General features: G+C 64.8%; 19 protein-coding genes. 14 read left to right on the top strand and 5 right to left on the bottom strand.

All coding sequences use genetic code 11. The features are described 5' to 3' along the window. Window positions 1-101 precede the first annotated feature (101 nt). From PG896_RS05910 to PG896_RS05870, 9 genes are all read left to right on the top strand, one after another. Entirely contained in the window at window positions 102-1,085 is a 984-nt protein-coding gene (locus tag PG896_RS05910; protein WP_010673905.1) for an ABC transporter permease, read from the top strand. Window position 1,086: 1 nt separating this feature from the next. Then, the gene (locus tag PG896_RS05905) at window positions 1,087-1,992 is read left to right on the top strand and encodes an ABC transporter permease (RefSeq protein ID WP_010673904.1); all 906 of its coding nucleotides are present in this window, start codon (window positions 1,087-1,089) and stop codon (window positions 1,990-1,992) included. Continuing rightward, window positions 1,989-3,011, top strand: coding sequence for an ABC transporter ATP-binding protein (locus PG896_RS05900; RefSeq protein WP_201872649.1), 1,023 nt, complete (start codon window positions 1,989-1,991; stop codon window positions 3,009-3,011). Before PG896_RS05905 ends, PG896_RS05900 begins: the two co-directional genes overlap by 4 nt. An 11-nt stretch (window positions 3,012-3,022) precedes the next feature. Further along, a complete protein-coding gene (locus tag PG896_RS05895) occupies window positions 3,023-4,021 on the top strand; it encodes an ABC transporter ATP-binding protein (RefSeq protein WP_039040529.1) in 999 nt (332 codons plus the stop codon). A gap of 107 nt (window positions 4,022-4,128) precedes the next feature. Beyond that, window positions 4,129-5,856: a glycoside hydrolase family 9 protein gene (locus PG896_RS05890; RefSeq protein WP_270835521.1), complete on the top strand. Its 1,728-nt coding sequence runs from the start codon at window positions 4,129-4,131 to the stop codon at window positions 5,854-5,856. Between the two features lie 104 nt (window positions 5,857-5,960). Continuing rightward, the gene (locus tag PG896_RS05885) at window positions 5,961-6,833 is read left to right on the top strand and encodes a BadF/BadG/BcrA/BcrD ATPase family protein (RefSeq protein ID WP_270835514.1); all 873 of its coding nucleotides are present in this window, start codon (window positions 5,961-5,963) and stop codon (window positions 6,831-6,833) included. Window positions 6,834-6,900: 67 nt separating this feature from the next. Beyond that, complete coding sequence (locus PG896_RS05880; RefSeq protein ID WP_201956088.1) at window positions 6,901-8,757, top strand: beta-N-acetylhexosaminidase; 1,857 nt, start codon at window positions 6,901-6,903, stop codon at window positions 8,755-8,757. A gap of 192 nt (window positions 8,758-8,949) precedes the next feature. Beyond that, complete coding sequence (locus tag PG896_RS05875; protein ID WP_119196879.1) at window positions 8,950-10,503, top strand: methyl-accepting chemotaxis protein; 1,554 nt, start codon at window positions 8,950-8,952, stop codon at window positions 10,501-10,503. Window positions 10,504-10,569: 66 nt separating this feature from the next. Continuing rightward, complete coding sequence (locus tag PG896_RS05870) at window positions 10,570-10,920, top strand: MGMT family protein (RefSeq protein ID WP_039040524.1); 351 nt, start codon at window positions 10,570-10,572, stop codon at window positions 10,918-10,920. A gap of 83 nt (window positions 10,921-11,003) precedes the next feature. Here PG896_RS05870 and PG896_RS05865 read toward each other — a convergent pair whose 3' ends face one another. Further along, window positions 11,004-11,174: a hypothetical protein gene (locus PG896_RS05865; protein WP_164882955.1), complete on the bottom strand. Its 171-nt coding sequence runs from the start codon at window positions 11,172-11,174 to the stop codon at window positions 11,004-11,006. A 115-nt stretch (window positions 11,175-11,289) separates the two neighbouring features. Then, window positions 11,290-13,911: a type I DNA topoisomerase gene (gene topA / locus PG896_RS05860; protein ID WP_010673895.1), complete on the bottom strand. Its 2,622-nt coding sequence runs from the start codon at window positions 13,909-13,911 to the stop codon at window positions 11,290-11,292. A gap of 360 nt (window positions 13,912-14,271) precedes the next feature. Here topA and astB point away from each other — a divergent pair, with 360 nt between their 5' ends. Beyond that, window positions 14,272-15,609 carry an N-succinylarginine dihydrolase gene (astB, locus tag PG896_RS05855; protein ID WP_183148786.1) on the top strand — a complete coding sequence of 446 codons (1,338 nt, stop codon included), beginning with the start codon at window positions 14,272-14,274 and terminating at the stop codon, window positions 15,607-15,609. A gap of 230 nt (window positions 15,610-15,839) precedes the next feature. Here astB and sohB read toward each other — a convergent pair whose 3' ends face one another. Continuing rightward, window positions 15,840-16,847 carry a protease SohB gene (gene sohB / locus PG896_RS05850; RefSeq protein ID WP_103243541.1) on the bottom strand — a complete coding sequence of 336 codons (1,008 nt, stop codon included), beginning with the start codon at window positions 16,845-16,847 and terminating at the stop codon, window positions 15,840-15,842. A 224-nt stretch (window positions 16,848-17,071) separates the two neighbouring features. Here sohB and PG896_RS05845 point away from each other — a divergent pair, with 224 nt between their 5' ends. Then, complete coding sequence (locus PG896_RS05845; protein WP_104455524.1) at window positions 17,072-17,827, top strand: YciK family oxidoreductase; 756 nt, start codon at window positions 17,072-17,074, stop codon at window positions 17,825-17,827. Window positions 17,828-17,916: 89 nt separating this feature from the next. Beyond that, window positions 17,917-18,801, top strand: a complete 885-nt coding sequence (locus tag PG896_RS05840; protein WP_049637266.1) for a LysR family transcriptional regulator — start codon at window positions 17,917-17,919, stop codon at window positions 18,799-18,801. 71 nt (window positions 18,802-18,872) lie between these two features. Here the strand turns inward: PG896_RS05840 and PG896_RS05835 are convergent, their stop codons facing one another. Next, window positions 18,873-20,045, bottom strand: a complete 1,173-nt coding sequence (locus PG896_RS05835) for an MFS transporter (RefSeq protein ID WP_069652864.1) — start codon at window positions 20,043-20,045, stop codon at window positions 18,873-18,875. A 164-nt stretch (window positions 20,046-20,209) separates the two neighbouring features. On the opposite strand from PG896_RS05835, the gene PG896_RS05830 reads away from it, so the two are divergent. Continuing rightward, window positions 20,210-21,349, top strand: a complete 1,140-nt coding sequence (locus PG896_RS05830) for a MalY/PatB family protein (RefSeq protein WP_114522586.1) — start codon at window positions 20,210-20,212, stop codon at window positions 21,347-21,349. 148 nt (window positions 21,350-21,497) lie between these two features. Continuing rightward, window positions 21,498-22,853 carry a TAXI family TRAP transporter solute-binding subunit gene (locus PG896_RS05825; protein ID WP_270835513.1) on the top strand — a complete coding sequence of 452 codons (1,356 nt, stop codon included), beginning with the start codon at window positions 21,498-21,500 and terminating at the stop codon, window positions 22,851-22,853. A 63-nt stretch (window positions 22,854-22,916) separates the two neighbouring features. Here the strand turns inward: PG896_RS05825 and PG896_RS05820 are convergent, their stop codons facing one another. Then, a complete protein-coding gene (locus PG896_RS05820; RefSeq protein ID WP_041212603.1) occupies window positions 22,917-23,819 on the bottom strand; it encodes a LysR family transcriptional regulator in 903 nt (300 codons plus the stop codon). Between the last annotated feature and the right edge of the window lie 132 nt (window positions 23,820-23,951).

The following is a 23,951-nucleotide window of genomic DNA, read 5'->3' as shown; positions in this document are numbered from 1 at the left end:
CGGGGGGCCCTCTTCCCCGCCATGTCTTCCATCCCCCGTCTTTGCCGGGGTTGGGGGAGCTTTGCCCGGCGCGGGGCAGGCTTGCAGTAAAAGGTATCACCATGGGATTTATACTTAGACGCTTCTCCTTCTATCTGGTCGCCTTCCTGGTGGCCGCCACCATCAACTTCCTGCTACCCAGAGCCATGCCGGGGGACCCCGTCTCCGTCATGTTTGCCCGGGCCGGCGCCATGATGGAACCCGCCGCGCTGGAAGCCCTCAAAGCCACCTTCGGTTTCGTGGACGGCCCCATCGGCACCCAGTTTCTCACCTATGTGAAGAGCGTCTTCACCTGGGATCTCGGCACCTCGGTGCGCTACTACCCCCAACCGGTTGCCGACGTCCTCGGCCGCGCCATCGGCTGGACCCTGTTCCTGGTGGGCACCTCCACCATTCTGAGCTTCTCCATCGGCTCCATCGTCGGCATCTTCGCCGCCTGGTACCGGGGCGGACGCATGGACAGCATCCTCTCCCCGCTAACCCTGGTGATGCAGGCCATCCCCCCCGTGGTGGTCTCCCTGCTCGCCCTCTTCCTGTTCGGAGTGAGCCTCGGCTGGCTGCCCATCGGCTACGCCTACAGCCCCGAGATCCCCGCCGATTTTGGCTGGGAACACATCAAGAGCATCCTGCTGCACGCCATCATGCCGGTGGGCACCCTGGCCGCGGTGCAGGTAGGGGGCTTTCTCATCACCATGCGCAACAACATGATCAACCTCCTGGGCGAGGACTACATCACCATGGCCAAGGCCAAGGGGCTCTCCAGCAACCGGGTGATCTTCAACTACGGCGCGCGCAACGCCGTGCTGCCCAGCGTCACCGCCCTCTCCATGGCGCTCGGTTTCGTCATCGGCGGATCCCTCATCACCGAAGTGATCTTCAACTACCCCGGCCTGGGACTGACCCTCTATCAGGGCATCCTGGCCCGTGACTACCCCCTCATCCAGGGGCAACTGCTCATCATGACCATCACCATGCTCAGCTTCAATTTCCTGGCGGACGTGCTCTACGTCTTCCTGGATCCCCGTCTGCGTACAGGAGGCAAATAAGATGCGTATGCCGACTATCTTGAAAATCCTGCTGGGTAACAAGAAGGCCGCCTTCGGCCTCGCCATCGTGGTCACCTTCGTGCTGATGGCACTGTTCGCCCCGCTGCTCGCCAGCAACGAACCCACCAAGCGGGTCGCCCGCCCCCACCAGCCCCCCAGCGTGGAGCTGGTGATGGGTTCCAACCGCATGGGCCACGATCTCTGGGCCCAGTTCACCAACGGCGCCCGCATCTCCCTGATGGTGGGCTTCGGGGCAGGCCTGCTGGTGTGCGCCCTGGCCATCACGGTGGGCATCACCGCCGGCTACTTCGGCGGCGTGGTGGACGAGTGCCTCACCTTCCTGATGAACGTGGTGCTGGTGATCCCGAACCTCCCCCTGTTGCTGGTGCTGGCAAGCTTCATCGGAGAGGCCTCCCCCATGGTGATCGCCCTCATCATAGGGTTGACCTCCTGGGCCTATGGTGCCCGGGTCATCCGCGCCCAGACCCTGGCCCTGCGGGAAAAGGAGTTCGTCATCGCCGCCGAGGTGCTGGGTGAACCGGCCTGGCGCATCATCCTGGTGGAGATACTGCCGAACCTCATCTCCATCATCGGGGTGAGCTTCATCGGGTCCATCATCTACGCCATCGTCACCGAGGCGACCCTGGAGTTCCTGGGGCTCGGCGACCCGACCGTGGTCAGCTGGGGCATCATGCTCTACAACGCCCAGACCTCGAGCGCCATCCTGGTGGGCGCCTGGTGGGAGATCCTGGCCCCCTGCTTTGCCATCGCCACCCTGGGGGCGGGCCTCGCCATGCTCAACTTCGCCATCGACGAGATCGCCAACCCGCAGCTTCGTTCCCACAAGGGCCTGCGTCGCTGGAAGCAGCTTGCCACTCCCATCACTGCTCAGGAGAAGACAGCATGAAGCCGCAACAACCCCTGCTGTCGGTGCGCCAGCTCTGCGTCGACTACATCACCGAGAGCGGCGACGTGCGCGCCGTCAATTCGGTCAGTTTTGACATCATGCCGGGTGAGGTGTTCGGCCTCGCCGGCGAGTCCGGCTGCGGCAAGTCCACGGTCGCCTTCTCGGTGGCGCGCCTGCACAAACCGCCCGCCTACATCAGCGGCGGCGAGATCCTGTTCAAGGGAGAGAACATCCTCGCCTTCGACGACGAGCGACTGCGCAGCTACCGCTGGCGCCAGGCGAGCGTGGTGTTCCAGTCCGCCATGAATGCGCTCAACCCAGTGCTGCGCATGGAGGAGCAGTTCTGCGACGTGCTCTTGGCCCACAACCCCGGCATGACCCGCTATGAGGCGATCAAGCGTGCTCAGGAGCTGCTGGAGATAGTCGACATCCACCCGAGCCGGCTCAAGGACTACCCGCACCAGTTCTCCGGCGGCATGCGCCAGCGGCTGGTGATCGCCATCGCCATGGCCCTCAACCCCGAGCTGCTGATCATGGACGAGCCCACCACGGCGCTGGACGTGGTGGTGCAGCGGGAGATCCTGCAGAAGGTCTATGCACTGAAAGAGAAGTTCAACTTCTCCATCCTCTTCATCACCCACGACCTCTCCTTGATGGTCGAGTTCTGCGATCGCATCGGCATCATGTACGCGGGAGAACTGGTGGAGGTGGCGCCGGCCAAGGCGATCCTGACCGCACCGCTGCACCCCTACACCCGGGGCCTTGGCAATTCCTTCCCCCCCCTGCACGGGCCCAAGACCGTGCTGGAGGGGATACCGGGCAGCCCACTCAATCTGCTGGAGGTGCCGGTGGGCTGCCGCTTCCAGGCACGCTGCAGCAAGGTGCACGAGCGCTGCCGCCAGGAATACACCCGGCTGGCCGAGATCCTGCCCGGCCAACAGGCTGCCTGCCACCTTCATGAGGCAGCAGAGGAACAACCGGATCTTCCGATCCATCTGGACAAGGCCGCTGGCTGTTAAGGATGTCTGTCATGCAAATCGCCCAAACCGACGCGCCCATCATCGAGGTCCAGCACCTCTACAAGGACTTCGCCGTCAACTCCAACGCCATCAAGAGCGGCAAGATGCGGGCACTGTCCGACATCACCTTCAACCTGCACCGGGGCCGGGCCCTGGCAGTGGTGGGGGAATCCGGCTCCGGCAAGAGCACCATCGCCAAGATCATCGCCAAGATGTACAAGCTCTCCAACGGCCGCATCCTCTACCGTGGCCGCGACCTGGAGGAGTTCAACAAGGGCACCGCCCTGCTGGACTATCGCCAGAGCGTACAGATGGTGTGGCAGGATCCGTTCGGTTCATTGAATCCGACCCACACCATCTACCACCACATCGCCCGCCCCCTGCTGCTGCACAGCAAGGTGAGCGACAAGCGGGATCTGCCCGACATGGTCTATGGCCTCCTTGAAAAGGTGGGGCTGACCCCCGCCAAGGCGACCGCGGCCAAGTACCCTCACCAGCTCTCCGGCGGCCAGCGGCAGCGGGTCAACATCGCCCGCAACCTGGCGGTGGAGGCGGAAGTGGTGCTGGCGGACGAACCCACCTCCATGCTCGACGTCTCCATTCGCATCGGCATCCTCAACCTGATGGAGCAGATGAAGAACGAGCTCGGCGTCTCCATGCTCTACATCACCCACGACATCGCCACCGCCCGCTACGTGGCGGAAGATCTGGCGGTCATGTACGTGGGGCACATGGTGGAGTGGGGAGAGGTGGACGAGATCCTGCACCACCCCCAGCACCCCTACACCCAGTTGCTCATCTCGGCGGTGCCCGATCCCGAGAAGAGCATCCACGCCGAGCTGGAGGGAGGCCGCAAGGGGGAGATACCGCTCTGGACCCCGGAATCCCGCGGCTGCCCCTTTGCCGGGCGCTGCCACCAGGCCATGCCCCGCTGCAAGGAGAGCCTGCCGCCGGTGACCCGGCTCGCCGACAACCACTTCGTGCGCTGCTACCTCCACGAACAGGGGTAAGCAGGCCCGCGGCCGGGCGCCGTCGCCCGGCCATGCCTCGCGTCGGGGCCGCAAGGCCCCGCAATGAGCCTCGCCCGCCAGGGGCGAGCCTTCGGAGTAAGACCTTGATGGAACTTTTGATCAACCAGGTGGGTTACGAATGTGACGGGGAGAAGAGCGCCCTGCTGCAGTGCGGCGCCGACCTCGATATCCGCGGCCACGTCAGGTTGCTTCGCCAGGAGGACGACCGCCTCCTGCTGGAGACGCCGCTGGTGGCGGCGGGGAGCGTCCCCGGCTGGCAGGGGCGCCACTACTGGCGGGCCGATTTCTCCGCCTTCACCGAGCCCGGCCACTACCGGCTGGAGGCCGTCGTGACCACGGGAGCACAGAAGCGCCTGGTGCGCTCCACCCCCTTTGCCATCGGCCGGGGGCTGCTGGCGCGCCGCTGCCTCTCCGATGTCATCCACTACTTCAAGGGACAACGCGCCAGCGGCACCTTCGACCGGGCAGACCGCAGGGCACGCCTCTTTGGCACCGATCAGCGCCGGGACGTACATGGCGGCTGGTTCGACGCCAGCGGCGACATGAGCAAGTACCTGAGTCACCTCTCCTACGCCAACTACCTCAATCCCCAGCAGACCCCCATGGTGGTCTGGTCCCTGCTCAAGTGCCGGGAACTCCTGGCGACACGTCGCGACATCGACGGGATGAACCTGTGCAAACGGCTCAATGACGAGGGGTTGCACGGGGCGGATTTTCTCTGCCGGATGCAGGACGAGAGCGGCTTCTTCTACATGACCCTGTTCGACAAGTGGAGCAAGGATCCCGAACAGCGGGAGCTGTGCGCCTATGCGACCCAGCAGGGGATCAAGTCCGCCCGCTGGCAGGCGGGTTTTCGCCAGGGGGGCGGCATGACCATCGCCGCCCTGGCCCGCGCCGCCCGGGAACCGAGTGGCGGCGACCTTGACACAAGCCAGTACGCCGAAGCGGCCAGACGCGGCTACCTGCACCTGCGCGAGCACAACCTCGCCTACCTGGACGACGGGGTCGAGAACATCATCGACGACTATTGCGCCCTGCTGGCGGCGGTCGAGCTCACCAGAACGCTGAGCGCCGAGTGGCTCTCCGAGGCGCGGGATCGGGCTGGCCGGCTGTGCGCCCGCCAGCGCGCCCATCCCGATCTCGGCCACCATTGGGCCGCCAACGACGATGGCTCTCGCCCCTACTACCACGCCGCCGAGGCGGGCCTGCCGGTACTGGCGCTGCTGGAGTATCTCGCCATCGAGCCGGATCCGGCGCGCCAGTGGGCGGCCCGGACCGTCGCCGAGCAGGCCCTGGCGACCGAGCTGGCCCTCGCGGCCCGGGCAGGCAACCCGTTCGCCCTCGCCCGCCAGTATGTGAAAGGGGTCGATGAGGCGCCCCGGGTGAGCTTCTTTATGCCCCATCACAACGAGTCGGGTTACTGGTGGCAGGGGGAGAACGCCCGGCTGGCATCGCTCGCCACCATGGCGTTTGCTGCCGCGCAGCACCTGCCCGGGCAGAGCGCACTGCTGCGCACCTTCGGCCAGCAGCAGCTCGACTGGATCCTGGGGAGAAACCCCTTCAACGCCTGCATGCTGGCGGGTCAGGGCATCAACAACCCGGAATACACCGCCGGCTACCCCAATGCGCAGGGGGGGATCTGCAACGGCATCACCGCCGGCTTCGATGACGAAAATGACGTGGCCTTTATTCCAGAGGCGTACAAGGATCGGCTGGATCAGAACTGGCGCTGGGGGGAGCAATGGATCCCGCACGCCGCCTGGTTCGCCCTGGCCATCACTTGGCAGAGCGCACAAGGAGGCCACCATGATTGAGAGCGGTTCACACATCACTGGCACCGGGGAGAGCCCTGGATCCTCCATACCGCCAGCCAGGTTTACCCTGGCCATCACCTGGCAAAGCGCGCAGGGAGGCCCCCATGATTGAATTCTGGGTCGGGGTGGACGGCGGCGGCACCCACACCCGGGCCCGCATTCGCAACAACGCAGGCAAGCTGCTCGGCGAGGGGCGCGCCGCCGGCTCCAATCTGGAGCTGGGCATCGCCCTCGCCCACGGTCATGTGCTGGCTGCCATCGATCAGGCCCGCATCGACGCGGGTCTGCCCAGAGAGAGCGAACAGCGGATGGGAGTCGGGCTCGCACTCGCCTCCGCCGAGCTCGCCGACTGCTACCACGCCATGCTGACCATGCCCTTCCCGTTTGCGCGGGTGAAGCTCACCTCCGATGCCTTTGGTGCCTGCCTCGGCGCCTTCGACGGCCAGGAGGGGGCCATCCTGATCGCGGGCACCGGCTCGGCGGGGCTCATCTACCGGGAGGGACACCTTCGCACCTGCTCGGGTCGCGGATTCCCCGTCTCGGATATCGGCAGCGGCGCCTGGCTGGGGCTGCGCGCCATCCAGCAATCCCTGCTCTGCCACGACGGCATCCTGCCCCCCAGCACCCTGGCGGTGCGCCTGATGGATCACTTCAAGCGGGATCAGGCCGAGGTGGTGCGCTGGGCTGCGCGCGCCATCCCGGCCGACTATGGCCGCTTCGCCCCCTGGGTGTTCGATGCCGCGAGCGACGGGGACGATCTCGCCACCGCCCTGCTGGATGAGACCTGTGCCCAGCTCGGCATGCTGCTGGAGGGCATGACCCAGCTCGGGGCAGACCGGATCGCCCTGCTGGGCGGCATCGGCACGCGCCTCGCCCCCCGTCTGGGCCACTTCCATCTGGTCGCCCCCAAGCGCGACGCGCTGGAGGGGGCCATCCTGTTTGCCAGGACGGAGGCGCTGCCATGTCTGCATCCCTGAGCCTTGCCGGGCCGACAACACCTGCGGGACAGGCTCCCGTTTCCTTCACCCCATCAGAGGAATTCCCATGTCCGCACCCCTGATCCACACCCGGGTCGATCACCGTGACGGTGACGATGTCTGGTTTCGCTTCACCCTGAGCCAACTGCCAGCAGCCCCCTGGAAACTCCACTTCTGCCTCGCCCGCCAGATCGATCCCCACTCGATCGAAGGGGGCACCCTGGAGCGTCAGAGCGGCAGTTACAAGGTCATGGTGCCCCATGAGGGGGTGAGCGAGCTGCTCTTCTGTTGTCGCAACACCCCGCTCAAGCATGACTCCGATATGCCCAAGGGTTTCTTCCTGAGCCTGGAGAGCAAGGGACAGCTGCAACCCCTGGTGCTGGAGGGGGAAGACCTTGGCCTGACCAACCCGCCCTCCCCGGGCCCCGACCTGCCACCGGTGGAGGCCGTCAACGGCCTCGTGCCCCAGCCCGCCCACCTGATTTATACAGAAGGCAACTTCCGGCTGGCCGAGCGGGCCCACGTCGACGGCCCCGTTCCCCTCGCCTCCCTGCTAGCCCATTTCAACGAGCTGACAGGCCTGGCCCTGACCCAGGATCACGATGCGGAGATCCACCTCGTCGAGGCGACACTTCCCCCCGAGGGGTATGAGCTCACCATCACCCCTGAGGAGATCGTCATCCGGGCCGCCGGCGAGGCGGGCTGGCGCCACGGGCTGGTGAGCCTGGCCCAGTGGGCGCTGCAACACGGAGAGAGCCTGCCCTGCCTGACGGTGCGGGATGCACCGCGCTTCGGTTTTCGCGGCATCTTCCTCGACTGTGCCCGCCACTTCCACTCCATCGCCACCCTCAAGCGCCTGCTCAAGCAGATGAGCCTCTACAAGTTCAACCGCTTCCACTGGCACCTCACCGATGACGAGGGGTGGCGCCTTGAGATCAAGGCCTTCCCCCAGCTGACCGCCGTGGGTGCCTGGCGCGGCCATGGCCTGGCGGTGGGGCCCCAGCTGAGCGGCGGCCCCGACCCTTATGGCGGTTACTACACCCAGAGCGAGGTGCGCGAGCTGGTCGCCTACGCCGCCGGGCTTGGCATCACCATCATTCCGGAAATAGACATCCCGGGGCACTGTCACGCCGCCATCAAGGCGCTGCCCGAGCTGCTGGTGGAAGAGGCAGACCGCTCCCGCTACCTCTCGGTGCAATATTTCGACGACAACGTGCTCAACCCGGCCCTGCCCGGCACCTACCGGTTCCTGGACGCCGTGATGGACGAGGTGTGCGATCTCTTCCCAGGGAGTCAGGTTCACATGGGGGGGGACGAAGTGCCCACCGGCGTCTGGACCGACAGTCCCGCCTGCCAGCAGCTGATGGCCGAGCAAGGGTATCAGGATTGCCGCGAGCTGCAGGGCCACCTGCTGCGCCACTGCCAGCACTACCTGGCTGGCAAGGGCAAACAGATGCTGGGGTGGGAAGAGATACTGCACGGTGACAAGGTGAGCCGGGAGGCCACCGTCTTCGCCTGGACCAGCTTCCAGGCCGGCCTGGACGCCGCCGCATCCGGTTACCCCGTGGTGATGGCGCCTGCCCAGCACCTCTATCTGGATCTCGCCTGGAGTCAGGACATCCACGAGCCGGGACTCTACTGGGCGGGTACCCTCAACCTGGCGCAGGTGCATGCATGCGATCCTGCCCCGGCCGATTTCCATGCCAACGATAACATCCTGGGGGTGCTGAGCCCCTTGTGGTCGGAACTGATCACCTCTCGCGATCGTCTCGACTACATGTTATTCCCGCGCATGCTGGCCACGGCAGAGGTGGCCTGGAGCACTCCCGCCCGCAAGGTGTGGGAGCACTTCGTCGCCCGTCTGCCCGGCCAGCTGCACATCCTCGACCAGTTGCAAGTGCGTTACCGGGTGCCACAGAGGTAGTGTTATCTTTTTCTTTTCGGCGACCTTTTGGTCGCCGTTTTTTTACCCATCAACAACAAAAACCCAACCTAGCCCCTACTTTTCATCTGCCTTTGTTGGCAAAATAAGGCCCCCGATGAAACCAGACAGGGGATGCACCTCCCTGCGGTTCCGCCACAATAACAATCAGCAAACAGATCGGAGCTTACCCTTATGGCCCGCAAACACGCCCAGGTCGTGGACAGTGAAGTGGAATTTCCCGCCGACGTGCAACTCGTTTCCACCACGGATCTGCGCGGCGTCATTACCTACGCCAACCCCGCCTTCTGCCGCATCGCCGGTTACCAGGTCGATGAACTGGTCGGCCACAACCACAACCTGGTTCGCCACCCCGACATGCCCAAGGCCGCCTTCGCCGACCTCTGGGATCGCCTCAAGGAGGGCAACCCCTGGCGGGGAGTGGTGAAAAACCGCTGCAAGGATGGCTGCTATTACTGGGTCGACGCCTACGTCACCCCCATCTACGAGCACGGCAAGATAAGCGGCTACCAGTCGGTGCGCTGCAAGCCCGACCCCCAGCTCAAGCAGGCTGCCGCCCAGGCCTATCGGGCCCTGCTTTCGGCCGAGCAACGGGGCACCCCGGCCCAGCCCTCGCTGCGCCGTTTCAGGCCGCTGATGCTCGGCCTGCCGCTGCTGGCGCTGCTGGTCTGGGCCGCCCTCACCCAGGGCCCCCTCACCGCGCTGCTGATGCTGCTTCCCCCCCTCGCCATTGCGGGCGCCTATTGGCGCGAGCTCATCGCCTTGCCCCGCTATCTCAGGCAGCTCGGTCAGCAATATGACAGCCTGACCCGGCTGGTCTATTCGGGGGATGCCCCGGGTGCCATCGCCGATTTTCACCTGAAGATGCTGCAGGCCCGGATCCGCACCGTGCTGGGGCGGGTCGACGATGCCACCCATCCGCTTCAGGCCCTGGCAACCGATCTGCAAGACTCCTCACACCGCGCCTTCCTCGACATCAACGAGCAGGATGCCCAGACCCAGCAGATGGCGGCCGCCATGACCCAGATGGCCAGCACCGCCCACGAAATCGCCCGCAACATCCAGGACACCAACGGCCAGGTGACCGAGGCACGCAGCAGTTGCCAGAGCACGGTGGAACAGCTGGATCAGACCCAGCAGCAGATGACCAGGCTGGCCAGCCAGGCGGAGCAGGCCTTCCACTCCGCGGTGGAGCTCGCCAGCGAGTCGGAGCGCATTGGCAGCGTGATGGGTGAAATCCAGGGCATCGCCGAGCAGACCAACCTGCTGGCCCTCAACGCCGCCATCGAGGCCGCCCGTGCCGGCGAGCAGGGGCGCGGCTTTGCAGTGGTGGCGGACGAGGTGCGCACCCTGTCGACCCGTACCCACAAGGCGACCGAGCAGATCCAGGGCAGCATCAGCCAGATCCAGCACACCCTGGAGCGCTGGCAGGGCATGATGCAGGACAACCTGGCCCAGACCCGGGAATGCGTCGAGATGACCCGCCAGGGATCAGGCAACCTGCACTTGGTGCTGGGTGAAATCGATCAGGTGACCGAATTCTCCACCCAGATCGCCGCCGCCGCGGAGCAGCAGCAGGTGGTGGTGGAGGAGATCAGCCGCAACATCCACCAGATCTCCGAATACTCCCGCGCCAACAGCCAGAAGATCCAGGCGGTGGACGACTCCAGCCAGGAGCTGCTCAGGCGGGCCCGCGAGCTCAGGGGACTGAGCCAGACCTTCGGCTGACAGATTGCAAGCCCCATGACAGAAGCGCCACAATGGCGCTTCTGCTGTTTTTGACGAGCCATCATCATGAGAACGAACGCGCCCCCCCTGGACAAGACGGCCCGCATCGAGGCGATCCTGGCCCTGATCCCCCCCGGCCGCGTGGTGAGCTACGGCCAGGTGGCGGATCTCGCGGGCCTGCCCGGACGAGCACGACTGGTGGGCAAGGTGTTGCGGGAGACCGACAAGGTGCTGCCCTGGCATCGGGTGCTGGGGGCGGCAGGCACCATTTCGCTGCCAAAAGGATCCGCAGGCTTTGACAAGCAAGCGGGGCTGCTGCAGGAGGAGGGGGTGCCCGTGATTGGCGGGCGGGTCAGGATGCGGGAGTGGCAGTGGCAGCCCGACCTGGCCGAGCTGCTCTTTCTGGTTCCCTTCTGACGAGGCTGGCACGTCCCGAAGGGATGGGCGTTCTTGCAACAAAGGGAGGGCCTCTGTGGTCGCCCTCCGTCATGTTCTCTTCCCTAGTCGCCGGCAATGGGCCCCAGAATGTCATCGCTGCGCACCTGTACCGGGATGGTCTCATCCTCCCGTTGCAAGAGCACCAACAGACTCTGTCTGTCCACCTCCAGCACATAGGCTGTCCCTTCACGGGTCAGGCAGGTCATGCCCGGCCGTATTTCATGTATCTCCATGACAACTCCCTGTCTTGCGCTGCCATCCATGCAGCCATTCCAGTATATCGCCATCCACCAACAAAGAAGCCCCTCGCAAGGGGCCTCTTTCATCATGCCGTGAGCGGCGTCGCCATCAGGCTTTCTTCGCCTTGGGCAGGCTCTCCTGCCATTTTCCGTTGTCGTAATGGGCTGTCCAGCCGGTCGCCTTGCCGTTGACCTCGGTCATCACGTACTGCTCCTTGGTCTTGCGGCTGAAGCGCACCACGGAGGCGTTTCCGTCAGGATCTGACGCCGGGGCGTCCGCCAGGTACTGGTGCTTGGGGGAGAGGCGATCGCGGAAGCGCTTGAGCTCCTCCACCAGGGGCGCACGGGTCTCGCGGGATTTGGGGAAGTTGCTGGCGGCCAGGAAGAGGCCGGCGGCGCCGTCCCGCAGCACGAAGTGGGCGTCGGACTGGGTGCATTTCAGCTCGGGCAGGGGTACCGGATCCTCTTTCGGCGGCGCAATGTCGCCATTTTTCAGGATCTTGCGGGTGTTCTTGCAGCTCTCGTTGGTGCAACCCATGTATTTGCCGAAACGGCCGTTCTTGAGCTGCATCTCGGAGCCGCAGCGATCGCACTCGATGCTCGGCCCTTCGTAGCCCTTGAGCTTGAACTGCCCCTGCTCCACCTCGTAGCCATCGCAATCCGGGTTGCGACCGCAGACGTGCAGCTTGCGGCTGTCGTCGATGATGTAGGCGTCCATGGCGGTGCCGCAGATCCCGCAGCGATGCTTGGCACGCAGCGCATCGGTTTCCGCCTCGTCCCCGTCGGTGGCGGAGACGAACTCGTCCGCACTGACCAGGTTGATGGTCTTCTTGCAGCGCTCCTTGGGCGGCAGGGCATAGCCGGAGCAGCCGAGGAAGACGCCGGTGGTGGCGGTACGGATACCCATCTTGCGGCCACAATCCGGGCAGTCGATGTCGGTCAGCACCATCTGGTTGGCACGCATGCCTCCCTCTTCGTGGGGCTTGTCGGCCTGCTCCAGCTCCTGGGTGAACTCGGCGTAGAAGGCGTCGAGCACCTTCTTCCACTCCAGGCTCCCCTCGGCGATGCCGTCGAGCTTGTCTTCCATCTTGGCGGTGAACTCGTAGTTCATCAGCTCGACGAAGTTCTCCACCAGGCGGTCGGTGACGATTTCCCCCATCTTCTCGGCGAAGAAGCGGCGGCTCTCGACCCGCACATACCCACGGTCGACGATGGTGGAGATGATGGAGGCATAGGTGGACGGACGGCCGATGCCGCGCTTTTCCAGCTCGCGTACCAGGGCCGCTTCGGTGAAGCGGGCGGGCGGCTTGGTGAAATGCTGGCGCGGATCCAGCTTGACCAGTTTCAGCACCTCGCCGACGGTCACCGCCGGCAGCTGGCTGTCTTCACCCTTGCGGCCCATGGGCGGCAGGGCCTTGGTCCAGCCGGCGAAGCGCAGGGTGCGGCCACGGGCCTTGAGCTCGAACTCCCCTGCCTTGACGGTCAGGGTGGAGGAGTCGTACTGGGCCGGGGTCATCTGGCAGGCGACAAACTGGCGCCAGATGAGGTCATAGAGCCGCATGGCATCGGGCTCCATCCCTTCCAGCATCTCGGCAGTCACCTGGACGCTGGAAGGGCGGATCGCCTCGTGGGCCTCCTGGGCATTGGCCTTGGCGCCGTAGAGGTTCGGCTCGCTCGGCAGGTAGGCGGCACCATACTGCTCGCCGATGTATTCCCGCACCGCGTCCACCGCCTCTTTGCTGAGGTTGGTGGAGTCGGTACGCATATAAGTGATGTAACCCGCTTCATAGAGACGCTGGGCCATCATCATGGTCTTCTTGACCCCGAAGCTCAGACGGGTAGAAGCCGCCTGCTGCAGGGTGGACGTGATAAAGGGAGCGGACGGCTTGGAGCCGGTCGGCTTGTCTTCCCGGTTCACCACCTTGTAGTCGACCCCTTCCAGGGCCGCCACGGCGGCGAAGGTCTCGGCCTGGGTCACCGGCTTGAAGTCGGCTCCGTTGCGGCTGACCACCTCCATGCGCAGCTCGCTCTTCTCGGCGGTGAGCAGGTCGGCGTTGAGATCCCAGAACTCCACCGGCACGAACGCCTTGATCTCGCGCTCCTTGTCGACGATGAGGCGCACCGCGACGGATTGCACCCGACCGGCGGAGAGGCCGCGGGCCAGCTTCTTCCACAAGAGCGGGGAGACCATGTAGCCCACCACCCGGTCGAGGAAACGACGGGCCTGCTGGGCGTTGACGCGATGAATGTTCAACTCGGACGGCTGGGCGAACGCCTCCTGGATGGCGCTCTTGGTGATCTCGTTGAACACCACGCGCTTGTAGCGGCTGTCGTCGCCACCGATGATCTCGCGCAGGTGCCAGGCGATCGCTTCCCCCTCTCTATCCAAGTCGGTTGCGAGATAGATGGTGTCAGCCTTGGCGGCCAGACTTTGCAACTCGCTGACCACTTTTTCCTTGCCGGGCAAAATCTGGTAGTTGGCCTGCCAGCCTGCGGTCGGGTTGATGCCCATCCTTGAGAACAGGGCGTTGCGATCCTTGGCCGCCTTCTCGGATTCGCTGAGCTTGATGCCGCGAATGACAGGTTTTTTGGGCTCGGTGCTGGCGCTGCCGCTGGTCGGCAGATCGCGCACGTGGCCTACGCTGGATTTCACCACGTAGTCCTTGCCCAAATATTTGTTGATGGTCTTGGCCTTGGCCGGAGACTCCACGATGACCAGTGATTTGCCCATGCTGTAACTATTATCCTCATTGCACCCGACGGGGTTGGCGTGCGGTTTTGTGGGGCTGTATAAGAGATTTGACGGGAAAAAGCAATCTTGCGGGTCAATTTGCCCGACAGCCCGAACCGCCCTGCTTCTTTATTTATTAATGCGAAGCCGGGGCGCGGGAAGCAACCGCTTTTTTGTTTTTATGCTATATCCCCCCCTTTTTTAGATTGGAAATGACATATCCAGCCACCCTTGTGACATAAAAACCCATTCTGGTTATCAGCTTGTTACAAAGGATGAAATCTCTTTATAATGGCCGCACACCGCAGCTTTGTGCGCGGAAGGAACCGCTCCCCATATAAAAATCGAAAGGATGTGATCATGAAGCACTTCGAGGTCAACTTCGACGGCCTGGTCGGCCCCACCCACAACTATGCCGGCCTCTCCTATGGCAACGTCGCCTCCCAGAGCAACGCCAAAGAGGCCTCCAACCCCAAGGAAGCGGCCAAGCAGGGGCTGCGCAAGATGAAGGCGCTGACCGACCTCGGCATGGTACAGGGCGTGCTGGCCCCCCAGGAGAGGCCGGATCTCGCGACCCTGCGCCGCCTGGGCTTCACCGGCAACGATGCCAGCGTCCTGGCCCAGGCGGCCAGACAGGCCCCCGCCGTGCTGGCCGCCTGCTACTCCGCCTCCAGCATGTGGACCGCCAACGCCGCCACCGTCTCCCCGAGCGCCGACACCCAGGATGGCCGCATTCACTTTACCCCCGCCAACCTGACCAACAAGTTCCACCGCTCCCTGGAGCCCGAGGTGACCGGGCGCATCCTGCGGGCCGTGTTCAACAACGATCGCCACTTCTATCATCACCAGCATCTGCCGGAGAACGACCACTTCGGTGACGAAGGCGCCGCCAACCACACCCGGCTGTGCCGCGCCTATGGCGAAGCGGGGGTCGAGCTGTTCGTCTATGGCCGCAGCGCCTTCGACGTCTCCCAGCCCGCCCCCAAACGCTACCCGGCCCGCCAGACCCTGGAAGCGAGCCAGGCCATCGCCCGCCTGCATGGCCTTGGGGATGAGAGCGCGGTCTTCATTCAGCAGAACCCGGACGTGATCGATCAGGGGGTGTTCCACAACGACGTCATCGCGGTGGGCAACCAGAACGTGCTCTTCTTCCACCAGCAGGCGTTCCTCAATACCGACGCTGCGCTGGCCGAGGTGCGTACCAAGTTCGGCGACGGTGAGCTGCACTTCATCGAAGTGCCGACCAGCGAAGTGTCGGTGCAGGATGCGGTGAAATCCTACCTGTTCAACACCCAGATCCTCACCCTGCCATCCGGCGAGATGGCGATCATCGCCCCCACCGAATGCCGCGACAACCCGGCTGTGTCCGCCTATCTGGCCAGGCTGGTGACCCTGGGCACCCCCATCAAGGACGTCCACTACATGGACGTGAAGCAGAGCATGAGAAACGGCGGCGGCCCCGCCTGTCTGCGCCTGCGGGTCGCCATGAACGACACCGAGCTCGCCGCGGTCAACCCGGCCTGCCTCATCACCGACAGCCAGTTTGCCCGCCTAGATCAGTGGGTCGAGAAGCACTATCGCGACAGCCTGGCGCTGGACGATCTGCGCGACCCCTCCCTGGTGCTGGAGACCCGCACCGCCCTGGACGAGCTGACCCAGATCCTGAAACTGGGTTCCGTCTATCCCTTCCAACGCTGAGGTGCGCCATCGGCCTGCAGAGCCGACGCAATAAAAAAAGAGAGCCGGGCAATGCCCGGCTCTCTTTTTAGTCCTTTGCACTGAGCTATAAAACCTGTTCACGAGCTGTAGCGAGAGATCGTCAGCAAGGTGAAGAGCTGCGCAGGAACCGGAGTGTGTAGATACACATGAGGATTCCGAGCAGCACATGAGCCTTGATCACGACCTCGCAGTAAGCTCGAAACAGGTTCTCAGCGCCAGGGGCTCTGCTGCCACAGGCGGCCGAGGGCCCCCTCCAGCCCCAGTGCCGCCTGCTTGCCAAGCTTCTGGGTCAGGCTCCTGGGTTTGCTGTAGCGGATGCCGACCACCTTGTGATGGCTGGCCTGGGCCAGCAGGTAGTCATCGCTGGTGCAAAGCGCATCCACCAGTCCGAGCTGCTTGGCCTGGCTCGCCAGCCAATGCTCGCCGGTGGTCACCTTGTCGATGTCGAGACCGGGTCTGTGCTCGGCCACGAAGGCCTTGAACTGTTCGTGGATGGCCCCCAGCTCCTCGCGAAACTTCTCCCGCCCCTGATCGTCGTTCTCGCCGAACATGGTGATGGTGCGCTTGTACTGGCCTGCGGTGTGCATCTCGAATTCGATGTCGTGCTTCTTGAGCAGCTTGTTGAAGTTCGGCATCTGGGCAATGACACCGATGGAGCCGACGATGGCGAACGGCGCCGCCAGGATCTTGTCCGCGACGCAGGCCATCATGTAGCCACCGCTCGCCGCCACCTTGTCGATGGCCACGGTCAGCGTGATGTCCTTGTCCCGCAGCCGCTGCAACTGGGAGGCGGCCAGGCCGTAACCATGCACCACGCCGCCGCCGGATTCGAGACGCAGCAGCACTTCGTCCCCGGGCCGGGCCACGCCTATCACGGCACTCACCTCTTCCCGCAGGGAGGCCACTTCCTTGGCATCCATGCTGCCGTTGAAGTCGATGACGAACAGCCGGCTGCGCTCATCCTCCCCCTTGGCTTTGGCCTTGTGCTCGGCCTTGCGGGTCTTCTCCATCTGCTTGCGCTCGGCCTTGCCCGCCAGGGCTGCCTGCAGTTGATGGCGCCCCTGCTCCAGCTCGCCGGAGAGATCGGTCACCACCAGCTCCCCCTTGCGGGATTTGGGCTGGCGGCTGCTCGCCACCATCAGGATGACGGCGCCGATGGCCAGCAGGAAGGTGAGGGTCTTGGCCAGAAACAGGCCGTATTCGGTCAAAAATGCCACTTGATGCTCCGCTCAATGTCCGGTTTTGTCACATAGTAAGGAGTTTGCCCCCCTCGCGCAAAAACTCTGCCATCTTCCGTGCCAAGGGCGGAGGGATCGACGCTATCGCCCTGTTTTATTCACATTTTTGCCGTCTCATACTGGTCAACTGCCGGGCCGGATCAGTACACTTGCCCACTCGATTCGTTGCGCCAAGCCGCCAGGCATTGTTAACAGGAGTCCACATGCTCGACTATCAGGCCCCCCGTGATCTGCTCAAGGACAAGGTCATTCTGGTGACGGGTGCCGGTGACGGCATCGGCCGCGAAGCGGCCCTCACCTATGCGGCCCACGGTGCCACCGTGATCCTGCTCGGGCGTACCAGTGCCAAGCTGGAGGCGGTCTACGACCAGATTGAAGCGGCCGGTCACCCCCTGCCCGCCATCGTGCCAGTGGACTTGAAAGGGGCTACTGCCGCCCACTACCGCGGTATGGCGGAGACCTTCGCCCAGCAGTTCGGCCGCCTCGATGGCGTGCTGTTCAACGCCGGGCTGCTCGGCACCCTGTCGCCGTTCGAACACATTCAGGAGCAGGAGTGGGACGAGGTGATGCAGGTCAACGTCAAATCCGAATTCCTGCTGACCCAGGCGCTGCTGCCCCTCATTCGCCAGACCGCCAAGGAGCACGGCGAGGCGTCCATCGTCTACACCTCCTCCAGCGTGGGCCGCAAGGGGCGCGCCTACTGGGGCACCTATGCCATTTCCAAGTTCGCCATCGAGGGGATGATGGAGGTGCTGGCGGACGAGCTGGAAAATACCGGTGTGCGGGTCAACACCCTGAACCCGGGCGGCACCCGCACCAGGATGCGGGCCAGCGCCTTCCCGGCGGAAGATCCGCAAACCCTCAAGACCCCGGCCGATCTGATGCCCCTCTATCTCTACCTGATGGGGCGTGACAGTCAGGGCCAGAGCGGCAAGACCTTCGTGGCCCAGCCCAAATAAATCAACAAATCAACCGGATGGGATTACAGTGAAGAGGGGGTGCCAAGGCGCGCCCTGTTGAATCCCATCGGCCCCAGACAGGTTGCACTATGTTTCGTCCCAAAAGCACGTTTGAGCAATGGCGGATCTTTCAGGCAGTGGTGGACTGCGGCGGTTATGCCCAGGCTGCCGAGGCGCTGAACAAGAGCCAATCCTCCCTCAATCATGCGGTTGCCAAGCTGCAACAGAGTCTGGGGGTGGCCCTGCTGGAGGTGCGGGGACGCAAGGCGGTGCTGACGCCGGCGGGGGAGATCTTCCTCAAGCGGGCGCGCCAGCTCAGCCAGCAGGTGGAAGAGCTGGAGAACCTGGCCAACAACCTGGAGCGGCAGTGGGAGCCGCAGATCAACCTCTATGTGTCCGTGGTGCAGCCGCGGGAGCGCCTCTACCGGGCGCTGGCCCACTTCTATCCCCGCAGCCGCGGATGCCGCATCAACCTGCATGAGCGGATCCACTGCCACTTCAATGCGCTGCAGGCGGGAGATCTGATGCTCTCCGAGCACCTGCCCCAGGATCGCACCGGCCTGCCGCTGGACGAAGTCTGTCTGCTTCCTCTGTGCGCAGCGGGCCACCCCCTTGCGGAGCAGGGAGAGCCCATCACCGCCGAGGTGCTGGCCAGCCACAACCAGATAAGCCTGCATCCCCCCATCCACCGCTCGGTGGACTGGAACGATGCGGACGACACCGGCTGGAAGGCGACCCACTATCATGAGGTGCTCAACATGGTGCGCCTTGGCATGGGTTACGCCTGGGTGCCCCGCCACCTGGTGCAGGAGGAGCTCGCCGAGGGCTCGCTGGTGCAGCTGGATCTCACCGGCGGCAGCGAGCGCTATCTCTACACCTACCTGCTCACCCCCTCGGTGGAAGCGCTGGGGCCGGCGGCCGAGCTGCTGCTGCGCTGCCTGCGCATCGAATACCAGGGAGACAACCCCAGGTAAGGTCGCTTCTTCCCCGCACGACCGGGGCACTGGTGCCGGCACATCCGGGCATCGGCTCCCCTTTGCATCCCCTATACGTTGGGGACCCGCCAGCAGGCGGCCAGCGCCATCAGCGCCAGGGCCGCTGCCACCATGAAGACCCCGTGGAAGCTCCAGAGCTCCGCCACCGTCCCCGCGATGGCCCCCGCCATGATGGAGCCGGTGCGGATGCTGTTGGAAAAGAGCGTGGTCGCCACCCCGGCGCGCCCCGGCATCAAGTCCTGGAAATAGGACATGCCGATGCCGGCCACGATGCCGATGAAGATGGCATTGAGCAGTTGCAGCGCAATGAGGGCATGCTGGCTCGACAGGGTCACGAGACCGCCATAGAAACCGACCCCGGCCAGCACCGCCAGCAGCATCATGGGCCGCTTGCCGAAGCGCCGGGTGTAGTAGCCCGCCAGCAGCATGAAGGGGATCTCCAGGGCCGCCGCCGTGCCCATCAGCAAACCGGCCAGCTTCTCCTCCAGCCCCAGCTCGCGGGTGATGTAGAGGGGCATGTTGATGAGGTACATGCTGTTGCAGGTCCACATCAGGGTGGAGGCGATGAAGAGCGCCCGCACCGACGGATCCCGCCAGCTGCTCACCCGCTCCACCTCGCTGTCCATCACCGGCAGCGGCAGGGAGGGAAGCCAGCGCCACACCACGAAGGCGCAGATGACATAGGCCAGCGCCGAGGCCAGATACATCACCTTGAAGCCGTAGCCGATGGCGAGCGCGAAGGCGATGGGCGGCCCTATCACCCAGGCCAGGGAGAACTGGGCCCGCAGCACCGAGCTGAACATGTCGGCCTGTTTGTTGCGGCTGTCGGCGTATTCCCGCGCCAGGGCGAACAGCTGCGGGCTGGCGGTGGCGGTCAGGCTCGCCAGCAGCACCCCCAGGCTCACCAGCAACCAGTACTGCCGGTTCCAGGCAAACAGCAGGGAGAGCACGATGCCGGCGAAGCAGCAGCGCAGGATCAGCTGCTTGCGATCCCCCTTGTTGTCGGAGCGGTGGCCGAGCCACTGGCTGATGAGGATGCCGATCACCGCGTTCACCGTGTAGAAGAGCCCCACCAGGAAGGGACGCACCTGCACCTCCTCGGCCAGAAACAGGCTCAAGGTCGGCACCTGCAGCGCCACCGCCACCCCGGTCATGAAGGTCACGGCGAGAAACGAGAGAGAGACGGGATCCGGCCTCTTGCGGGCAACAGACAGCAAACTCATAGAGATACCATTGATATGGAAGAAAAAAAGGAGCCAGATGCGGGCGGGCTTGGCGTATGGCGGCGGCTATTTTATGTCATTATCAACAGCCACCTCAAGGGTTGCGGGGGGGCGTCCAAGTCCGTACATTGGAAGCCCATCCAGCGCCAGTACAAGGATTTAACATGTTTGATTTTGACCGGGAAATAGATCGCAGCGGTACCATGAGCCTGAAATGGGACAAATACAAGGGTCAGGATGTCCTGCCCATGTGGGTCGCAGACACCGACTTCGTCTCTCCCCCCGCCGTACTGGAGGCCCTCACCCAGCGTGTCGCCCACGGCATCTTCGGCTATTCGCGCCCCTCTCCCCGGCTCATCGAACTGATCGTATCGCGTCTGGCCAGCCGCTATGGCTGGACCATCCAGCCCGAATGGCTCGTCTTCCTGCCCGGGGTGGTGCCGGGCCTCAATCTCGCCTGCAAGGCCTGGAGCCAGCACGGGCGCGGCATCATCACCCCCAAGCCGGTCTACTACCCCTTCCTGCAGGCGCCGGGCTTCAATGACCGCCCTCTGCTCACCGTCCCCGTGGTGGAGGAAGAAGGCCGCTGGGTGCTGGATCTCGAAGAGCTTGAGCGTCAGGCCCCCTCGGCGGATCTGCTGCTGCTGTGCAACCCCCACAACCCGGGTGGCACCGTCTTCACCCGGGAAGAGCTGCTGGCCATCGACGCCATCGCCGAGCGCCACAACCTGGTGATCTGCTCCGACGAAATCCACTGCGACCTGCTGCTGGACAAAGATGCCCGCCACATCCCCTATGGTGCCCTGAGCCCGGAGGCGGCCGAACGCTCCGCCGTCATGATGGCGCCGAGCAAGACCTTCAACATCGCAGGGCTGTGCTGCTCCTTCGCCGTGATCCCCAATGCCCGCCTGCGGCTCAAGCTGCAACAGGCGATGCGCGGCATCAGCGCCGACGTCAATCTGCTGGGGTTCGTGGCAGCCGAGGCGGCCTATGAGGGGGGCGAGCAGTGGCTGAATGAACAGCTCGACTATCTGGCCGGCAACCTGGCCCTGATCGAGCAGGCCGTGGCCCGCTGGCCCGGCGTCAAGCTGGCCCGCAACCAGGCCACCTACCTCGCCTGGATCGACATGAGCGCCCTGGGCCTGGACGATCCCGTCGCCTTCTTCGAACAGGCGGGCGTGGGTCTCTCCCCCGGAGCCCAGTTCGGCAACGGCCAGTTCGTGCGCCTCAACTTTGGTTGCACCCGGGCCCGTCTCACCGAGGCCCTGGCCCGCATGGAGAAAGCCATTCTCCAGACCCGCTAGCGAACCGTCCCGGGCGGCGGCCCCAGGCCGCCCGGTGCGCGCAAAAGCGGTAAAATCCGTTCAGCTTCCCGTCTGATACGGATAAGATGAGGCTCATCACCGGATGAGCCCGCCTCCTCCTCATGTTCAGCCACGGTTTCGGTCCACTATGCGCCCATTCGCCTTCTCTGCCCTGTTGCGTCTGTCACGTACCGCCCTGCCCTGGCTTGCGGCCGTGCTGGCGCCCTCCCTCTTCGCCTCCCCCGCCTATGTCACCATCGGTACGGGAGCCCTCAACGGCGTCTACTACCCCACAGGGGGCGCCATCTGCCGCCTGCTCAACGAGGAGAGTGCCCGCCACGGCCTGCACTGCACGGTGCAGAGTACCTCGGGCTCCATCGCCAATCTGGCGGCCCTCGCCAAGGGGGAGGTACAGCTCGCCCTGATGCAGTCGGATGTGCTCTACCATGCGGTGCATGGCACCGGCCCCTTCGCGGGCCAGGCCCCGGACGATCAGCTGCGCAGCCTCTTGCGGCTCCACAAGGAGTCCCTGACCCTGATTGCCAGCGCCACCAGCAACATCACCACCCTGGCCGACATCAAGGGCAAGCGGGTCGATGTCGGCGCCCCCAACTCCGGGGACAGAGTCACCAGCCGGGCCCTGCTCGATGCCATGGGGTGGCGGATCGCCGACTTCAGCCGCCCGCCCGTGATCTCCCCGGGCAACCGGCTGGAGGGGCTCTGTGACGGCACCCTGGATGCCGCCTTCGTGGTCGCCGGTCACCCCAATCAGGCCATCGGCGATCTCACCGGCCGCTGTCAGGCCCGCCTCATTCCCATCGAGGGGGAACAGGTGGACAAGCTGCTCAAGCAGCACCCCTACTACGATCGCAGCCGCATCGGCGCCAACCTCTATCCGGGGCAGACAAGCGGCGTCAATACCTTCGCCGTCACCGCCGAACTGGTGGCGCTGGCCAGTCTGCCCGAGAGCGAGGTGCGCACCCTGCGGGACGTGCTGAACGAGCGGCTCAAGCAGTTCACCCGGCTGCATCCGGCACTGACCACCCTCACCTGGGAAGGCATGCAGGCGGGCAGCATCGCCCTGCTCCATCCCGGCATGCTGGATGCCGTGCCCACCCTCCCGGCGGACACCCTCACGGCATCCGGTGCCGGGGCGACCTCGGGTGCCTTGCCGACCTTGTCCCCGGCGAGCAGCGCGGCCACACCGACCGATGGGACAGGCCCCCTGGAAGGCACCGCGCCACTGGAGGGGTCCGACACCTTGTCGGAGCAGCCGGCCGCCGCGACCCTCTCAACCAGTTCGGGGGCGGCCTCCACCAACCAGGCCCCGGCACTGACCGAGCCGCCCACACCGGGCAGCGCAACCCTGGCACCAGGCCATCCCCTGACCCCGCCTGAGGCGCCCGCCTCGTCGGCAACGCCGCTGGAGGCGCCATCACCGCAGGCCATGCCGGCCAGCCCGCCCAGCCACGCGGTGGGGACCACAGTCCCCGCCGGGCAATGAACACCAACCAAGAGGCCACCCCAGGGGTGGCCTCTTGGTTATCGGGAACGGGCGCCTGGCCTGTCACGGCGCCAGCAGCAGCGCCGGATTCTGGATCTCCTCCTCCACCCAGTGCAGCAGTTGCTTGATGGCCCGCGACAGCACCTGGTTCTGGCGCACCACGTACCCCAGGCTGGTACCGGGAAAATCGGTGAGCCGGGTCACCGGGGCGGTCAGCTTGAGCCTGGGGTGAAGGGAGAAATCCGGCACGATGGCGACGCCAAAGCCCGCCTCGGCCCAGTCGAGCTGGGCATCCACGCTCCCCACTTCCATGATGCGGCAGCTCGGCAGGCCGAGCAGGGGCAGGGAGGGATCGATCAATGCCCGGGTCCGGGTGTCGTGCCCCAGCAGGATCAGGGTGGGCTCGTCCAGAGGATCGCTCTCTCCCGAGCTGGCCCGCGCCTGCCAGCGGGCCAGGCCGTGCCCCAGGGCACACCAGGTCACCTGCTGCAACTCGGTGTAGAAGAGCGGCTCGCTGCGCTTTTGTGCCATCACGAAGCCCAGATCCGCCTTGCCCGCCCGCACCAGATCCGCCGCCTGATCCGAGGTGGTGTTGAACAGGGTGAGGTCGATGCCGGGGAAGGCCTGCTTGAAGCGCTGGAACGGCTGGATGAGCAGCAGGCGCGAGATGATGTCGCTGGCGGCGATGGCGAGCGTACCCTGGCTCAACTGGCTCAGGGCATTGAGATCGGACTGGCAGAGTTGCAGCTCGTTGATGGCGCGCTCGGCGCTTTGCAGCAGCCGCTCCCCCGCCTGGGTCAGGCGAAACGGGCTGCGCTCCACCAGCTTGACCCGGGTCGCCTGCTCCAGGTTCTTGAGGTGCAGGCTCACATTGGGTTGCGTCATGTGCAGTTCGGTGGCCGTCTGGCCGAAGTGCTGCAACCGGGCCAGGGTGACGAAGGTGTGCAGCCAGTGAATGTCCAGCATGGGGTTCCTCTTCTCCCGGGTCGATGGCAGGGCCAGCGCCGCCAGGGCACGGGCACCACGAAAGGGAGCGCGGTGTCGATAATTGCACCGGAATTATATGGCTTCCTTATCGGAATTATAAAGATAATTAAT

The sequence above is a fragment of the Aeromonas sp. QDB30 genome (assembly GCF_027707645.1).
Lineage (GTDB): Bacteria > Pseudomonadota > Gammaproteobacteria > Enterobacterales > Aeromonadaceae > Aeromonas > Aeromonas caviae.
This window is presented reverse-complemented; position numbering and strand designations above follow the sequence as displayed.

Excerpts from the sequence above, each read along its gene's own strand:
- PG896_RS05880 (WP_201956088.1), top strand. The coding sequence starts at position 6,901 with ATGTCCGCACCCCTGATCCACACCCGGGTCGATCACCGTGACGGTGAC.
- PG896_RS05820 (WP_041212603.1), bottom strand. The coding sequence starts at position 23,819 with ATGCTGGACATTCACTGGCTGCACACCTTCGTCACCCTGGCCCGGTTG.
- PG896_RS05890 (WP_270835521.1), top strand. The coding sequence starts at position 4,129 with ATGGAACTTTTGATCAACCAGGTGGGTTACGAATGTGACGGGGAGAAG.
- PG896_RS05905 (WP_010673904.1), top strand. The coding sequence starts at position 1,087 with ATGCGTATGCCGACTATCTTGAAAATCCTGCTGGGTAACAAGAAGGCC.
- PG896_RS05845 (WP_104455524.1), top strand. The coding sequence starts at position 17,072 with ATGCTCGACTATCAGGCCCCCCGTGATCTGCTCAAGGACAAGGTCATT.
- PG896_RS05895 (WP_039040529.1), top strand. The coding sequence starts at position 3,023 with ATGCAAATCGCCCAAACCGACGCGCCCATCATCGAGGTCCAGCACCTC.
- PG896_RS05875 (WP_119196879.1), top strand. The coding sequence starts at position 8,950 with ATGGCCCGCAAACACGCCCAGGTCGTGGACAGTGAAGTGGAATTTCCC.
- PG896_RS05910 (WP_010673905.1), top strand. The coding sequence starts at position 102 with ATGGGATTTATACTTAGACGCTTCTCCTTCTATCTGGTCGCCTTCCTG.
- PG896_RS05865 (WP_164882955.1), bottom strand. The coding sequence starts at position 11,174 with ATGGAGATACATGAAATACGGCCGGGCATGACCTGCCTGACCCGTGAA.
- PG896_RS05835 (WP_069652864.1), bottom strand. The coding sequence starts at position 20,045 with ATGAGTTTGCTGTCTGTTGCCCGCAAGAGGCCGGATCCCGTCTCTCTC.
- PG896_RS05885 (WP_270835514.1), top strand. The coding sequence starts at position 5,961 with ATGATTGAATTCTGGGTCGGGGTGGACGGCGGCGGCACCCACACCCGG.
- PG896_RS05825 (WP_270835513.1), top strand. The coding sequence starts at position 21,498 with ATGCGCCCATTCGCCTTCTCTGCCCTGTTGCGTCTGTCACGTACCGCC.
- PG896_RS05840 (WP_049637266.1), top strand. The coding sequence starts at position 17,917 with ATGTTTCGTCCCAAAAGCACGTTTGAGCAATGGCGGATCTTTCAGGCA.
- PG896_RS05900 (WP_201872649.1), top strand. The coding sequence starts at position 1,989 with ATGAAGCCGCAACAACCCCTGCTGTCGGTGCGCCAGCTCTGCGTCGAC.
- astB (WP_183148786.1), top strand. The coding sequence starts at position 14,272 with ATGAAGCACTTCGAGGTCAACTTCGACGGCCTGGTCGGCCCCACCCAC.
- PG896_RS05830 (WP_114522586.1), top strand. The coding sequence starts at position 20,210 with ATGTTTGATTTTGACCGGGAAATAGATCGCAGCGGTACCATGAGCCTG.
- topA (WP_010673895.1), bottom strand. The coding sequence starts at position 13,911 with ATGGGCAAATCACTGGTCATCGTGGAGTCTCCGGCCAAGGCCAAGACC.
- PG896_RS05870 (WP_039040524.1), top strand. The coding sequence starts at position 10,570 with ATGAGAACGAACGCGCCCCCCCTGGACAAGACGGCCCGCATCGAGGCG.